This is a genomic window from Pseudomonas sp. BCRC 81390 (assembly GCF_030341915.1).
Lineage (GTDB): Bacteria > Pseudomonadota > Gammaproteobacteria > Pseudomonadales > Pseudomonadaceae > Aquipseudomonas.
This window is the reverse complement of the sequence record NZ_JATAAG010000066.1, coordinates 1,023,713-1,037,862: the sequence shown is the minus strand read 5'-3', so window position 1 is coordinate 1,037,862 and position 14,150 is coordinate 1,023,713. Positions and strand designations below refer to the sequence as shown.

Sequence of the window (14,150 nt, the reverse complement as noted above, 5' to 3'; positions counted from 1 at the left end):
GCCCGCTCCCACAGGGGCCCCACAACAGTCACGAGCTGTGGGAGCGGGCGCGCCCGCGAAGAGGCCGGTACAGACAACATAAAGCTTCAGGCAAGAAAAAGCCGCCTCGAAAGGCGGCTGATTCAAACGGCTCAGGCTTGCGGACGCATGTGCGGGAACAGGATCACGTCGCGGATCGATGGCGAGTTGGTCAGCAGCATCACCAAGCGGTCGATACCAATGCCTTCGCCTGCGGTCGGCGGCATGCCGTATTCCAGGGCCCGCACGAAGTCGGCGTCGTAGTGCATGGCCTCGTCGTCACCAGCGTCCTTCTCGGCGACCTGGGCCAGGAAGCGCTCGGCCTGGTCTTCGGCATCGTTCAGCTCGGAGTAGGCGTTGGCGATTTCGCGGCCACCGATGAACAGCTCGAAACGGTCGGTGACCGCCGGGTTGTCGTCGTTGCGACGGGCCAGCGGCGACACTTCGAACGGGTACTCGGTGATGAAGTGCGGCTGCTCCAGCTTGTGCTCGACCAACTCTTCGAAAATCATCACCTGCAGCTTGCCCAGGCCTTCGTGGCCCAGCACCTTGGCGCCGGCCTTCCTGGCGATCTCGCGGGCACGGTCGACGTCCTGCAGGTCGGCAGCGGTCAGTTCCGGGTTGTACTTGAGGATCGAGTCGAAGACCGACAGGCGGGCGAACGGCTCACCGAAGTGGAACACCTTGTCGCCGTACGGCACGTCGGTGCTGCCCAGGACCAGCTGGGCCAGTTCGCGGAACAGTTCCTCGGTGAGGTCCATGTTGTCGCGGTAGTCGGCGTAGGCCTGGTAGAACTCGAGCATGGTGAACTCAGGGTTGTGCCGGGTCGAAACGCCTTCGTTACGGAAGTTGCGGTTGATCTCGAACACTTTCTCGAAGCCACCAACCACCAGCCGCTTGAGGTACAGCTCCGGGGCGATACGCAGGAACATGGCCATGTCCAGGGCGTTGTGGTGGGTTTCGAACGGCTTGGCCGCGGCACCGCCAGGGATGGTCTGCAGCATCGGCGTCTCGACTTCGAGGAAGTCGCGTTCGATGAGGAACTTGCGGATGTGCGAGATCACCTGCGAACGCACACGGAAGGTGTGGCGGGTTTCTTCGTTGACCATCAGGTCGACGTAACGCTGGCGGTAGCGCTGCTCGGTGTCGGTCAGGCCGTGGTGCTTGTCGGGCAGCGGGCGCAGCGACTTGGTCAGCAGGCGCACGTTGGTCATTTCGACATACAGGTCGCCCTTGCCGGAACGGGCCAGGGTGCCTTCGGCGCTGATGATGTCGCCCAGGTCCCAGGTCTTGACCGCGGCCAGGGTTTCTTCCGGCAGGGTCTTGCGGTTGACATAGACCTGGATACGGCCGGTCATGTCCTGGATGACCATGAACGAGCCACGGTTGAGCATGATGCGACCAGCGACCTTGACCGGAATCGCTGCAGCTTCCAGTTCTTCCTTGGTCTTGTCCGCGTACTGTTTCTGCAGGTCGTTGCAGTAGCTGTCGCGACGGAAGTCATTGGGGAAGGCGTTGCCCTTGGCGCGCTCGGCGGCAAGCTTTTCCTTGCGCAGGGCGATCAGGGCGTTTTCTTCCTGTTGCAGGTCTTGCACGTCGGTCTTGAGGTCGCTCATTTCGTCATTCTTTCCATCAGGTATTCGGTGCCCCTTTCGGGCAGGGCACGCGGTACCGGCCCCTGGCCGGGTACCGCGGCAGTTGTGTGCGGTTTACAGCCCCTGCTTGAGGCTCGCTTCCAGGTACTGGTCGAGGTCGCCGTCCAGGACCTTCTGGCAGTCGCTGCGCTCGACACCGGTGCGCAGGTCCTTGATGCGCGAGTCATCCAGCACGTAGGAGCGGATCTGGTGGCCCCAGCCGATGTCCGACTTGCTGTCTTCCAGCGCCTGCGAGGCGGCGTTGCGCTTCTGCATTTCCAGCTCGTACAACTTGGCCCGCAGCATTTTCATGGCGGTGTCCTTGTTGGCGTGCTGGGAGCGTTCGTTCTGGCACGCCACCACAGTATTGGTCGGCACGTGGGTGATACGTACCGCCGAGTCGGTGGTGTTCACGTGCTGGCCACCGGCACCGGAGGAGCGGTAGGTGTCGATGCGCAGGTCGGCCGGGTTGATCTCGATCTCGACCTTGTCGTCGATCTCGGGCGACACGAACACTGCCGAGAACGAGGTGTGGCGACGGGCACCAGAGTCGAACGGGCTCTTGCGCACCAGGCGGTGCACACCGATTTCGGTGCGCAGCCAGCCGAAGGCGTACTCGCCCTTGATGTGCACGGTGGCGCCCTTGATCCCGGCGACTTCACCTTCGGACAGCTCGATGATGGTGGCGTCGAAACCACGCTTGTCGGCCCAGCGCAGGTACATGCGCAGCAGGATGTTGGCCCAGTCCTGCGCCTCGGTACCGCCGGAGCCGGCCTGGATGTCCAGGTAGGCGTTGTTCATGTCCATTTCGCCGCTGAACATGCGACGGAACTCAAGCTGGGCCAGTTTTTCTTCCAGGCCTTCCAGCTCGGTCACGACGTCGCCGACGGCGCCCTCGTCATTTTCCTCGACGGCCATGTCGAGCAGGTCCTGGCAGTCGGCCAGGCCGCCGGACAGCTTGTCCAGGGTCTCGACGACCTGGGCCAGCATGGCACGCTCGCGGCCCAGGGCCTGGGCGTACTCGGGCTTGTTCCAGACGTTGGGGTCTTCCAGCTCGCGGTTGACTTCGATCAGGCGGTCATGCTTGTGATCGTAGTCAAAGATACCCCCGAATGGACTGGGAACGCTCGGTAAGGTCCTTGATGGTGTTCAGGATCGGTTGGATTTCCATGGGCGGGCGGCTCTCGTGCGAATTCGGTGAAAAGCCTGCGAGTATAACGCAGTCTGCAGGATGGCGGCAGGCCCACCGGGCAGCCATTGGCCGGAACCCTGGGCGGCTATCACTTGACCCGCCTATGCGCAACTGGCAGCTTCACCAGTTGTCCGGCAAACCCGGCCGATATCTACTGGGCAGGCCATTCCAGGCCACTTCCCATTGGAGATCGAGCGATGAGCAACAACACACCAACCGCTACCTTCCCGCTGCCGATGCTCAAGGCACCCGTGATGCTGGAAGCCGAGGGGGATGTCATCAACTATGACAGTGCAAGTGCCCCCTCGCCACTGGAGTTCAACTTTCCGGGCTTGCAAGAGGAGCTTCCAGGCCTGCACCACATCGGCGTGATCCTGACCTCGAATGGCGGTGGCTCTGGTTACACCCTCTGGCCCAAGGATGCACTACAGCCACAGAAACTGATCCGGGAGGTCGAAAAACACCTCTATTCGCCGGGCACTGGCCTGCGAGTGGCAGGCTCATTGACGTTTATGTTTGATAACGGCGACGAAAGGAAGGTTTCGATACCTGAACGCATCTATCAGGTGGTCTAACCCGAAGTCACAGCCATTGGCATGGAACCCGTGCCATCAGGCGATGCCCACCTGGTTGCGTCCGTTGTTCTTGGCCTGGTAGAGCCCTTTATCCGCAGCCGAAATCAACTGCCGGCTATGGCTGCCGATGGCCGGGGTCTGGGTCGCCAGGCCAATACTCACGGTCAGGTATGAGTCAGGCGTCGGTGCGGTGTGCGGGATGCCCAGGCCCAATACGGTCTGACGCAGCTTTTCTGCCACCAGGCGGGCGCCACCCGGTGAGGTGTTGGGCAACACCAGGACAAATTCCTCGCCGCCATAGCGCGCCGGCAGGTCGGTCGGCCGCGAACATGCACCGCGGATCGCCTCGGCGACCTGGCGCAAGGCCTCGTCACCGGCCAGGTGGCCGAAGCTGTCGTTGTAGGCCTTGAAGAAGTCCACGTCGATCATCAGCAGCGACAACTGCTGCTGCTCACGCATGGCACGGCGCCACTCCAACTCGAGGTATTCGTCGAAGTGACGCCGGTTGGACAACCCGGTCAGGCCATCGGAGTTCATCAGCCGCTGCAGCATCAGGTTGGAGTCGAGCAACTGCTGCTGGCTGACGCGCAGGGCGCGGTAGGCCTCGTCGCGCTGCAGCAGGGTCAGGTAGGAGCGCGAGTGGTAGCGAATGCGCGCTACCAGTTCGATGGTGTCAGGCAGCTTGACCAGGTAGTCGTTGGCCCCCGCAGCGAAGGCTGCGCTCTTGACCAGCGGGTCTTCCTTGGTCGACAGGACGATGATCGGAATGTCCTGGGTGGCCGGGTTGTTGCGGTATTCACGCACCAGGGTCAGCCCGTCCAGGCCAGGCATGATCAGGTCCTGCAGAATAACCGTGGGCTTGATGCGCACCGCCTGGGCGACCGCCTGGTGCGGGTCGGCGCAGAAGTGGAAGTCGATGTTGTCCTCGTTGGCCAGGCCACGCCGCACCGCCTCGCCGATCATGGCCTGGTCGTCGACCAGCAGTACCATCGCCGCGTTTTCGTTGGTGGTCGTGAAACCTTCGATCGGTAAGTCATTCATGGCTGTTCACCCGATCACTACCGGCCTGGCGGCGTGATTCAATACACTTCGTCATTTAGCAAAAAATTCCATCAAGCGCCCGGCTATGCGTTCCAGCGGGCGGACCTCCACCGCGGCATCGATGGCCACAGCAGCCTTGGGCATTCCATACACAGCGCTGCTGGCCTGGTCCTGGGCAATGGTGAGAAAGCCCCGCTGGCGCATCAGTTTCAGACCCTGGGCGCCGTCGCGGCCCATGCCGGTGAGCAGCACACCCACCGCATCGCCGCTCCAGTAGCGCGCCACGCTCTCGAAGAACACATCGATCGAGGGCCGGTATATCTCGTTGACCGGTTCGGCAGTGTAGGCCAGTTGGCCGTTCTGTAGCAGGCGGATGTGGTGGTTGGTGCCGGCCAGCAACACCTGGCCGGGTTGCGGCGGTTCACCTTGGCGGGCCAGGCGCACCGGCAGGCCGGCTGCACTGCTGAGCCATTCGGCCATGCCCGCAGCAAATACCTGGTCCACATGCTGGACCAGCACGATGGCCGCCGGAAACGCCGCCGGCAGGGCCTTCAGCAGCACTTCGAGGGCTGCCGGGCCACCCGCGGACGAGCCGATCGCCACCAGCCCGCGGTGCTGCGACACCGCCCGCACCGGCGCGGCGACCGGGCGCGCGGCCGGGGCATTCTGCTGGCCGATCAGCCAGCTTATGTTGAGGATCTTGCGCAACAGTGGCGCTGCCGCTTCGCGCGGGTCGCCCGCCCCCAGCGCTGGCGTGTCGACCACGTCGAGGGCGCCGTGGCCCATGGCCTCGAACACCCGATGCATGTTCTGCTTGCGGTCGACCGTCACGATGACGATGGCGCAAGGGGTTTCGGCCATGATCCTGCGGGTGGCCTCGACACCGTCCATCACCGGCATGATCAGGTCCATGAGGATCAGGTCTGGCAACTGTTCCGCACAGCGCTGCACCGCCTCGGCACCGTTGCCGGCCACCCATATCACCTGGTGTTCGGGCTCGAAGGCGACCACCCGGCGCAGTGCCTCGACGGCCATGGGCATGTCGTTGACGATGGCGATCTTCATCCTTGCGCCCCCCCGATCAGCTCGTCCACAGCATCCAGCAACGCATCGTCATGGAAACTGGCCTTTGCCAAATAGTAGTCGGCGCCAGCATCCAGGCCACGCCGTCGGTCTTCCTCGCGGTCCTTGTAGGACACCACCATGACCGGCAGCGATTGCAGACGCTGGTCGCGACGCACCAGGGTGACCAGCTCGATGCCGTCCATGCGCGGCATGTCGATGTCGGTGATCAGCAGGTCGAAGTCCTCCGCACGCAGGGCGTTCCAGCCGTCCATGCCATCCACCGCCACGGCCACGTCGTAGCCACGGTTGCCCAGCAATTTGCGCTGCAGTTCACGCACGGTCAGCGAATCGTCGACCACCAGGATGCGCTTGCGCACCACGCCGCGGGCGCCACCGCTGCCGCGCGCGATGCGTTCAAGGCTGCCAGTGCTGAGCAGTTTATCCAGCGAACGCAACAAGTCTTCGACATCGATGATCAGCACCACCGAACCATCGTCGAGCAGGGCGCCGGAAGAAATATCCTGCACCTTGCCCAGCCGCGGGTCGAGTGGCATCACCACCAGCACCCGCTCGCCCACCAGCCGCTCCACGGCCACGCCGTAGAGTTGCTCGCGCTCACGAATCACCACCACCCGCAACCGGCTCTCTTCGGCCTGCCCGGCCGGGCGGTTAAGCAACTGGCTGGCCGCGACCAGGCCGATGTGGCGGCCTTCGTGCCAGAAATGCTGGCGCCCTTCGATCTGCACGATCTCTTCGGCAGCCACGTCCAGCGTGCGCTCGATGTGGGCGAGCGGGAAGGCGTAGGCCTCGCCCCCCACCTCGACCACCAGGCTGCGCACCACCGACAGGGTCAGCGGCACCTGCAGATGGAAACGGCAGCCCTGCCCGGCCGTCTGGGTCAGCTCGATCGAGCCGCGCAGCTCACGGATCATGTGCTGCACCGCATCCAGGCCGACACCACGCCCGGACACCTCAGTAACCTTGTCGCGCAAGCTGAACCCAGGCAGGAACAGGAACGTCAGCAACTCGGCCTCGCTCATCCGCGCCACCGTGTCGGCGGGAGACAGGGCCCGCTCGACGATGTTGCTGCGCAGGCGTTCGAGGTCGATGCCGGCGCCATCGTCGATCAGTTCCAGGCTGAGCATGCCGGCCTGGTGCGAGGCGCGCAGGCGGACCACCCCCTCCTCCGGCTTGCCTGCCAGCAGACGCCGCTCGGGCAGCTCGATGCCGTGGTCGACCGCATTGCGCAACAGGTGGGTCAGCGGTGCTTCGAGCTTTTCCAGCACATCACGGTCGACCTGGGTCTTTTCCCCTTCTACCAGCAAGCGCACCGGCTTGCCCAGCGACCGGCCAAGGTCGCGGACCATGCGGCTCTGGCCGGCCAGGACATCGGCAAACGGCCGCATCCGGCAGGCCAGCGCCGTGTCGTACAGCAGTTGTGCGCGCTGGCTAGCCTGCCAGCCGAACTCGTCCAGGTCGGCAGCCTGCTGCTGCAGGACCTGCTGGGTTTCCGCCAGCAGGCGCTGGGTCTGCGCCAAGGCTTCGAGCACCTCGCTGCTCTGGCCACTGTCCTCCAGCTGCCTGCGCAGGCCGTCGAGCGCCTGCATGCCTTGGCCGTGCATGCGCTTGAGGCGCTGCAGCGAGGCCAGGTAAGGCTTGAGCCGCTGGGTCTCGACCAGCGATTTGCTGGACAGGTCGAGCAAGCTGTTGAGGCGATCGGCGGTCACCCGCAGCACCCGCTCCGTACCTTCGCCGGCAGGCTTGGGCGCCTTGCGACGCGGCGCCGACTCGGGTTCGGGCTCAGGCCCGGCGGGGGCGACAGGCAGCGGCGCTGGCTCGGGTTGCAGGGCCGGCGCTTCCGGCGCTGCTGGCACGCTGGGCGGTACGGACGGCGTGGCCGCCCCCGCCGGGTCCAACAGGCTGGCCATTTGTGCGAGGAATACCGGCAGGGTCGCCTGTGCCGCGGTATCCCCGGGTGTGGCGATGCGCATCAGCAGGTCGGTACCTTGCAGCAGCGCGTCGATATGCTCGGCGCTCAGCCGCAGCCGGCCCTCCTGGGCAGCGACCAGGCAGTCCTCCATGACGTGGGCGACGCTGACGCCAGCGTCCACCCCGACGATCCGCGCCGCGCCTTTCAGGGAGTGCGCAGCACGCATGCACGCCTCGAGCTGGTCGGCCTGCACAGGGTTGCGTTCCAGCGCCATCAAGCCGGTGCTGAGCACCTGGGTCTGCGCCTCGGCTTCCAGGCTGAACAGCTCGAGCAACGATGCGTCGCGCATTTGCTCCGGGGTCATGACAGGCTCCGCTGCACGGCAGACAGTAAGTGTTGTTCGTCCAGCACCCGTACGCTGCGGCCACGCCATTGCAGGACCGCAGCGGTGAAACGGGTAACATCCTGGCCGCTGCCGAGCAGCTGCGGGTCGAGCCGGTGAATGCCGTCGATTTCCTCGACGGCCAGCACCACCGGCCCACCGTCGGTGGCCAGAATCAGCATGCGTGGCATCACCCGGCCGGCGCGCTGCTCGGTGGCACCGGCCTGCACGCCCAGCAGGTCGGCCAGCGACAGGCACGGCACCAGCGCACCGCGTACATTGGCCACACCCTGCAGCACGCGCGAGCGCTGGTGCGGCAATGAATGCACCGCCTGCAGCGGGGCGATTTCGGCCAGGCAGGCGGTGGCCAGCGCCAGCCATTCTTCACCCAGGCGGAACAGCAGCATCGAACGGCCCGTGGCTTCCTCGGCAGGCGCTGCCGCCACCACCCGATGGTCCTCCATCAACGCATAACGGTCGAGCAGGCGCGTGGCGGCGGCGGCGTAGACTTCGCAGTTTCGGCAGTGCACGTGCCGCGCCAGCAGCGGGCATTGCTTGTCGCCGCGTACCCCTATGCGGTTCCAGCAGTCGTCGATGTGCGCATCATCCTCGGCGAGCAGTTGCATCGCGGATTCTTTCTTCATCGTTCAGACTCCCGCCCCGCCCGTGCAGCGCGCTCCTGCAAGCGCCGGGCACCGGCCAGGTCACCCTGGGCCGCCAGCAAGGCCGCCAGGTGCACCAGCGCCTCGGAATGCTGCGGCTCCAGATACAGGGCTTTGCGATAGTGGCTGAGCGCCTGCTGCGCATCGCCCTCGGTATCGCTGAGCAACCCCAGCCAGTAATACACCTGCGCCGAAGGCGGGAACTGGGCGAGGTAGCGCTGGCATTCGGCACGGGCCTGCTCGCTGGCACCGGCATTGGCCAGCCGGGCAATGCTCGCCAACAGCTCGCCAGGCTGCCCGCCCTGGTGCTCGCGCACCGGCGCTGGCCTGGTTGCCACGGGCTGCGCGCGCAGTGGCCGTGCCGCAGCGGGCAACGAATAGCCTGGCGTCGGCTGCGCTGGCAACCGACGTCGGGTCGGCAATGCCGGTGTGCTGGCCGGCGCAACGGCATTGCCCTCCTCGCGCACGTAGGCGAACGACTGGGCAATCCCCACCGGGCGCATACCCAACCGCGCCAGCAGGCTGCCTTCGGCCGGGCCGATGAACAACACCCCTTGCGCGTGCAGCAGGCGTTTGAGCACCTCGAACACCCGTTGCTGGGTGGCCAGGTCGAAGTAGATCAGCAGGTTGCGGCAGAACACGAAGTCGTACAGACCATCGCGGCTGGCCAGCGCCGGGTCGAGCACATTGCCCACCTGCAAGCTGACCTGCTCGCGTACCCGCTGGTGAAGCTGGTGGCCATCATCGACGGCATCGAAATAGCGCTCGCGAAAACTCAGGTCACTGCCACGGAAGGCGTTGCGCCCATACATGGCTTGCCCGGCCTTGGCCACCGAACTGGGGCTGATGTCCATGCCATCGATCAGAAATGCACCCGGTGCGATGCCAGCGTCGAGCAGGGCCATGGCCAGCGAATAGGGCTCCTCGCCAGTCGAGCATGGCAGGCTGAGCAGGCGCAGCGGGCGCGCCCCGGCAAGCTCGGCCAGGCGCTTCTGCGCCAGGCTGGCCAAGGCGGTGAAGGATTCGGGGTAACGGAAGAACCAGGTTTCCGGGACGATAACGGCCTCGATCAGTGCCTGTTGCTCGTCCATCGATTGCTGCAGGCGCAGCCAGTAATCGTCGAGGTCGGCGGCGTTCACGGCCACGCACCGCTGACGCAGCGCACGTTCGACCATGGACGCCCCCACCGACTCCACGTCCAGGCCGATACGTTCACGCAGGAAGCGGAAAAAGTGTTGCTCGTTCATGTCGGCATCCCTGTCGGCTCAGCCGTGTATAGCAGTCGGTGCACCGCGTCGGGCAGCAAGTCGTTGACCTCGATGCGCTGCAGCAGGCCCTGCTCGTCCTGGCGCACCGGCCCCAGGTAGGGGGCTTCACCGCTGTCCACGCCATAGGGCTGGAACTCGTCGGGGTGGCAGCGCAAGGTTTCGGTCGCCTGTTCCAGGATCAGGCCAAGCTGCAGGCCGCCACGATAATGCACCAGCACCAGCCGGGTACTGGTGCGTTGCGCCGCCGGCTGGCCAAAGCTCAACGCCGCCAGGTCGACCACCGGCACCAGCAGGCCACGGTGGGCGAGGATGCCCGCGACCCAGCCAGGCGCCTGGGCGATCGGCTTGAGCGGCTGGCGCGGCAGCACTTCGATCACCTCGTGCACGCTCAAGGCGAAGCGCTGTGCCTGGATGCGGAACTGCAGGTACAACACCCCCTTGGCGTTGTCCTCCCGCGCGGTGCGCGGTTGCATGTCGTTCATCGTAGTCAGACTTTGAAGCGCGACACGCCGCCGCGCAGGCCTGCGGCCACCTGGCTCAGCTCATCGATGGCAAAACTGGCCTGGCGCAGCGACTCGACCGTCTGGGTGCTGGCGTCGCTGAGCTGGGCCAGCGCCTGGTTGATCTGCTCGGCACCGGTAGCCTGGGCCTGCATGCCTTCGTTGACCATCAGCACGCGCGGCGCCAAGGCCTGGACCTGGTGGATGATCTGGCTCAGCTGCTCGCCTACCTGCTGCACTTCGAACATGCCGCGGCGCACTTCCTCGGAGAACTTGTCCATGCCCATGACCCCGGCCGACACGGCCGACTGGATCTCGCGCACCATCTGCTCGATGTCGTAGGTGGCCACGGCGGTCTGGTCGGCCAGGCGGCGCACTTCGGTGGCGACCACAGCGAAACCACGGCCGTATTCACCTGCCTTTTCCGCCTCGATGGCGGCGTTGAGCGACAGCAGGTTGGTCTGGTCGGCGACCTTGACGATGGTCACCACCATCTGGGTGATGTTGCTGGCCTTTTCGTTGAGGATGGCCAGCTTGGCGTTGACCAGGTCGGCGGCGCCCATCACCTGGTGCATGGTTTCTTCCATCCGCGCCAGGCCCTGCTGGCCGGAACCGGCCAGGCTGGAGGCCTGGTCGGCCGCCGAGGTCACCTCGGTCATGGTGCGCACCAGGTCACGCGAGGTGGCGGCGATTTCCCGCGAGGTGGCACCGATCTCGGTGGTGGTGGCAGCCGTCTCGGTGGCGGTAGCCTGCTGCTGCTTGGAAGTGGCGGCAATCTCGGTCACCGACGTGGTCACCTGGACCGACGAGCGCTGGGCCTGGGCCACCAGGCTGGCCAGGGCCTCGGCCATTTCGTTGAAGCCGCTTTCGATGGCGCCGAATTCGTCCTGGCGCTCCAGGCTCAGGCGCATGCTCAGGTCGCCTGAACGCAGTTTGTCGAGGGCATGCACAATGCGCTGCATGGGCGCCGAGATTGCACGCATCAGCAACAGCCCGCAGACGCCCGCGGCGATGATGGCCAGCAACAGCGAAACCACCATGCTGCCCTTGGCCGTGCTCACGGCGTTGACGATGTCGTTGGTGGCGGCGTCGGCTGACGCGCGGTTGTCCTCGATGACTTCGGTCAGGTGCTTGCGCCCATCCACCCAGGTCGGGGTGAGCACGTCGCTGATCAGCCGCTGGGCGCCGTCGTAGTCATGCTGGCGGTAGGCGTCCAGGACCTGGCCAACGATCTTCATGTAGTTCTCTTCAAGCTGCACGAAGGAATCGAAACGGGTCTGGTCGTCCTTGGTCCGGATCGTGGCCTGGTAACTCGCCATGTGCTGCTTCAGCCGGTCCTCGAACCCTTTGAACAGTTCCATGTCGGCGGTGGTGATTTCGCGGCGGTTGGACAGGCCCACCAGTTGCTGGCTGGTGACATAGCTGTCGACCCAGGCGCTGCGGATCATCGAGCTGTAGTAAACCCCTGGAATGCTGTCGCTGCCCACCGCCTCTTCGGCGGCTTCGATGGCCACCAACCGCGAGTAGGCGGCCACGATCATCAGCAGCATGATGGCGATGATCACGGCGAAACTTGCCAGGATCCGTTGGCGCAAGGTCCAGTTCTTCACATTCAGCCCTCAGGAATTCGCAACAAGTGGGAAAAACCGCCGGAGTATAGCTCAGGCGCCCGGCGCTTTTGCGGCTGAATGGCAGGCGTTTGATGGACCAGTCATTGGGCTGCGTTGCAGCCCACCCGCGCGATATCAGCTTGCTGCAAGCCTTGCCTGACTTTCCAGCGCCTGGCGCAGGCCCGGCTCCAGGCGCAGCTGGCGGGCCAGTTCGTCCAGATAGGCGCGCTCCATGAAGTTCTCCTGGTCGACCATCATCACGCTGGCCAGGTACATCTCGGCCGCCATTTCCGGCGTTTGCGCGGCACCGGCCACTTCGGCCGGGTCCAGCGGCTTGTTCAGCTCATCGTGCAACCAGTGTTGCAGTTCACGGTCGCTGTCCAGGCGGCTGAACTCGCCCTCGATCAGCGCCCGCTCGCGCGCGTCTATATGGCCATCGGACTTGGCCGCTGCCACCAGCGCCCGCAGCACGGCCTGGCTGTGCTGTTCGGCCTGGGCCGGCGGCAGGCGGTCGACGGTCTGGGGCTCGCTTGCAGCCAGGCGCTGACTGGCCTGCCAGTTGCCATAGGCTTTGTAGGCCAACACCCCCAGCGCGGCCAGGCCACCATAAGTGAGCGCCTTGCCGCCATACTTGCGGGCTTTCTTGCTGCCCAGCAACAGCCCCAGCGCGCCCCCGCCCAACAAACCGCCACCGGTGCCGGACAACAGCCCGCCAAGCCCACCGGCAGCGCTACCGGGCTTACCGGTAGCGCCCTGCTTGTCGAGCAGTTGCTGGCCGGACTTGAGTAATTGATCGAGCAGGCTGCGCGTATTCATTCGCGGGTCTCCACGGAAAAAGTACAAAGGCCAGAGTAAGGCTTGGCCAAGCGCACGCCACCGTGGATTTGCTTCTGGATGTTGCATTGGCTGGCAAAAAGCCAACTAGACTCGATATCGCCAATACTGCGCGCACTCGCACTAGGCTTATAACCAATGCTTCACGGCTTGCTTTGACTGCCCCGAACAAAATCGCCAAAAAAGAGGGAACACCATGTCAGTGCACAAGACCGCATTGCTCGGCGCCATGACCGGTGCCGTGCTGGCCAGCGCCAGCCTGCAGGCTGCCGAACCGCCCAAGGCCCTGGGCGCTGGTGAGGGGCGCCTGGACATCGTCGCCTGGCCGGGCTACATCGAGCGCGGCGAAAGCGACAAGGCCTACGACTGGGTCAGCGGTTTCGAAAAGGAAACCGGTTGCAAGGTCAGCGTCAAGACCGCCGCCACGTCGGACGAGATGGTCAGCCTGATGACCAAGGGCGGCTACGATCTGGTCACCGCTTCGGGTGACGCATCGCTGCGGCTGATCGCAGGCAAGCGGGTGCAGCCGATCAATACCGCACTGATCCCCAACTGGAAGCATATCGACCCACGCTTGCAGAACGGCGGCTGGTACGTGGTCGACAAGCAGGTCTACGGTACCCCCTACCAATGGGGGCCGAACGTACTGCTGTACAACACCGAGGTATTCAAACAGGCGCCCACCAGCTGGGGCGTGCTGTTCGAGCCGCAGAACCTGCCCGACGGCAAGCCGAACAAGGGGCGCGTGCAGGCCTACGACGGGCCGATCTACATCGCCGATGCAGCGCTGTACCTGAAAACCGCCAAGCCGGAGCTGGGCATCCAGGATCCGTACGAACTGAACGAAGCCCAGTACAAGGCCGTGCTGGAGCTGCTGCGCCAGCAGCAACCGTTAGTGCACCGCTACTGGCATGATGCAACGGTGCAGATGAGCGACGTGAAGAACGAAGGCGTGGTCGCAACCAGCTCCTGGGGCTACATGGTCAATGGCCTGAAGGCCGAGAAACAGCCGGTGGCTTCGACCATTCCCAAGGAAGGGGCGACCGGCTGGGCGGATACCACCATGCTCCACAGCGAGGCCAAGCACCCCAACTGTGCCTACAAGTGGATGGACTGGTCGCTGCAACCGAAGGTGCAGGGTGACGTGGCGGCCTGGTTCGGCTCGTTGCCGGCGGTACCGGCCGCCTGCAATGGCAACGAACTGCTGGGAGCGGACGGCTGCAAGACCAACGGCTTCGACAACTTCGACAAGATCGCCTTCTGGAAAACCCCGCAGGCCCAGGGCGGCAAGTTCGTGCCTTACAGCCGCTGGACCCAGGATTACATCGCGATCATGGGTGGGCGCTGAGGTTGCCTGAATGCCAGGGCCGACCTCTTCGCGGGCATGCCCGCTCCCACAGGTAGGGCACCGGCCTTGAAGGCTGTGTAATACCTGTGGG

Annotated in this window: 12 protein-coding genes; 2 read left to right on the top strand and 10 right to left on the bottom strand. The window is 64.9% G+C overall.

Annotation, left to right across the window (positions count from 1 at the left end):
- Positions 1-131: 131 nt before the first annotated feature.
- Complete coding sequence (lysS, locus tag QSV36_RS21435; RefSeq protein ID WP_186673045.1) at positions 132-1,634, bottom strand: lysine--tRNA ligase; 1,503 nt, start codon at positions 1,632-1,634, stop codon at positions 132-134.
- Between the two features lie 93 nt (positions 1,635-1,727).
- Positions 1,728-2,823, bottom strand: a protein-coding gene (gene prfB / locus QSV36_RS21430; RefSeq protein ID WP_108480361.1) for a peptide chain release factor 2 whose coding sequence is annotated in 2 segments (ribosomal slippage) — positions 1,728-2,750 and positions 2,752-2,823 — 1,095 coding nt in all. Because the reading frame shifts where the segments join, the coding sequence is not laid out codon by codon here.
- Between the two features lie 218 nt (positions 2,824-3,041).
- Here prfB and QSV36_RS21425 point away from each other — a divergent pair.
- Positions 3,042-3,419 carry a hypothetical protein gene (locus QSV36_RS21425; RefSeq protein WP_289134193.1) on the top strand — a complete coding sequence of 126 codons (378 nt, stop codon included), beginning with the start codon at positions 3,042-3,044 and terminating at the stop codon, positions 3,417-3,419.
- A gap of 36 nt (positions 3,420-3,455) precedes the next feature.
- Here QSV36_RS21425 and wspR read toward each other — a convergent pair whose 3' ends face one another.
- The 8 genes from wspR to QSV36_RS21385 all read right to left on the bottom strand — a co-directional run bounded on the left by wspR (position 3,456) and on the right by QSV36_RS21385 (position 12,693).
- The gene (gene wspR / locus QSV36_RS21420) at positions 3,456-4,460 is read right to left on the bottom strand and encodes a Wsp signal transduction system regulator diguanylate cyclase WspR (RefSeq protein ID WP_289134192.1); all 1,005 of its coding nucleotides are present in this window, start codon (positions 4,458-4,460) and stop codon (positions 3,456-3,458) included.
- 51 nt (positions 4,461-4,511) lie between these two features.
- Complete coding sequence (locus tag QSV36_RS21415; RefSeq protein WP_225776572.1) at positions 4,512-5,525, bottom strand: chemotaxis response regulator protein-glutamate methylesterase; 1,014 nt, start codon at positions 5,523-5,525, stop codon at positions 4,512-4,514.
- A complete protein-coding gene (locus tag QSV36_RS21410) occupies positions 5,522-7,819 on the bottom strand; it encodes a hybrid sensor histidine kinase/response regulator (RefSeq protein WP_289134189.1) in 2,298 nt (765 codons plus the stop codon). The genes QSV36_RS21415 and QSV36_RS21410 overlap by 4 nt, the downstream gene beginning before the upstream one ends.
- Positions 7,816-8,481 carry a chemotaxis protein CheW gene (locus tag QSV36_RS21405; protein WP_289134188.1) on the bottom strand — a complete coding sequence of 222 codons (666 nt, stop codon included), beginning with the start codon at positions 8,479-8,481 and terminating at the stop codon, positions 7,816-7,818. The genes QSV36_RS21410 and QSV36_RS21405 overlap by 4 nt, the downstream gene beginning before the upstream one ends.
- The gene (locus QSV36_RS21400; RefSeq protein WP_289134186.1) at positions 8,478-9,746 is read right to left on the bottom strand and encodes a CheR family methyltransferase; all 1,269 of its coding nucleotides are present in this window, start codon (positions 9,744-9,746) and stop codon (positions 8,478-8,480) included. Before QSV36_RS21400 ends, QSV36_RS21405 begins: the two co-directional genes overlap by 4 nt.
- On the bottom strand, positions 9,743-10,249 hold the full coding sequence (locus QSV36_RS21395; RefSeq protein ID WP_289134184.1) for a chemotaxis protein CheW: 507 nt from the start codon (positions 10,247-10,249) through the stop codon (positions 9,743-9,745). Before QSV36_RS21395 ends, QSV36_RS21400 begins: the two co-directional genes overlap by 4 nt.
- A 5-nt stretch (positions 10,250-10,254) precedes the next feature.
- Positions 10,255-11,877, bottom strand: coding sequence for a methyl-accepting chemotaxis protein (locus tag QSV36_RS21390; protein WP_289134183.1), 1,623 nt, complete (start codon positions 11,875-11,877; stop codon positions 10,255-10,257).
- Between the two features lie 135 nt (positions 11,878-12,012).
- Positions 12,013-12,693 (bottom strand): tellurite resistance TerB family protein, encoded by a 681-nt coding sequence (locus tag QSV36_RS21385; protein WP_289134181.1) that lies wholly within the window; start codon positions 12,691-12,693, stop codon positions 12,013-12,015.
- A gap of 214 nt (positions 12,694-12,907) precedes the next feature.
- On the opposite strand from QSV36_RS21385, the gene ydcS reads away from it, so the two are divergent.
- On the top strand, positions 12,908-14,059 hold the full coding sequence (gene ydcS, locus QSV36_RS21380) for a putative ABC transporter substrate-binding protein YdcS (protein ID WP_289134179.1): 1,152 nt from the start codon (positions 12,908-12,910) through the stop codon (positions 14,057-14,059).
- Positions 14,060-14,150: the final 91 nt, after the last annotated feature.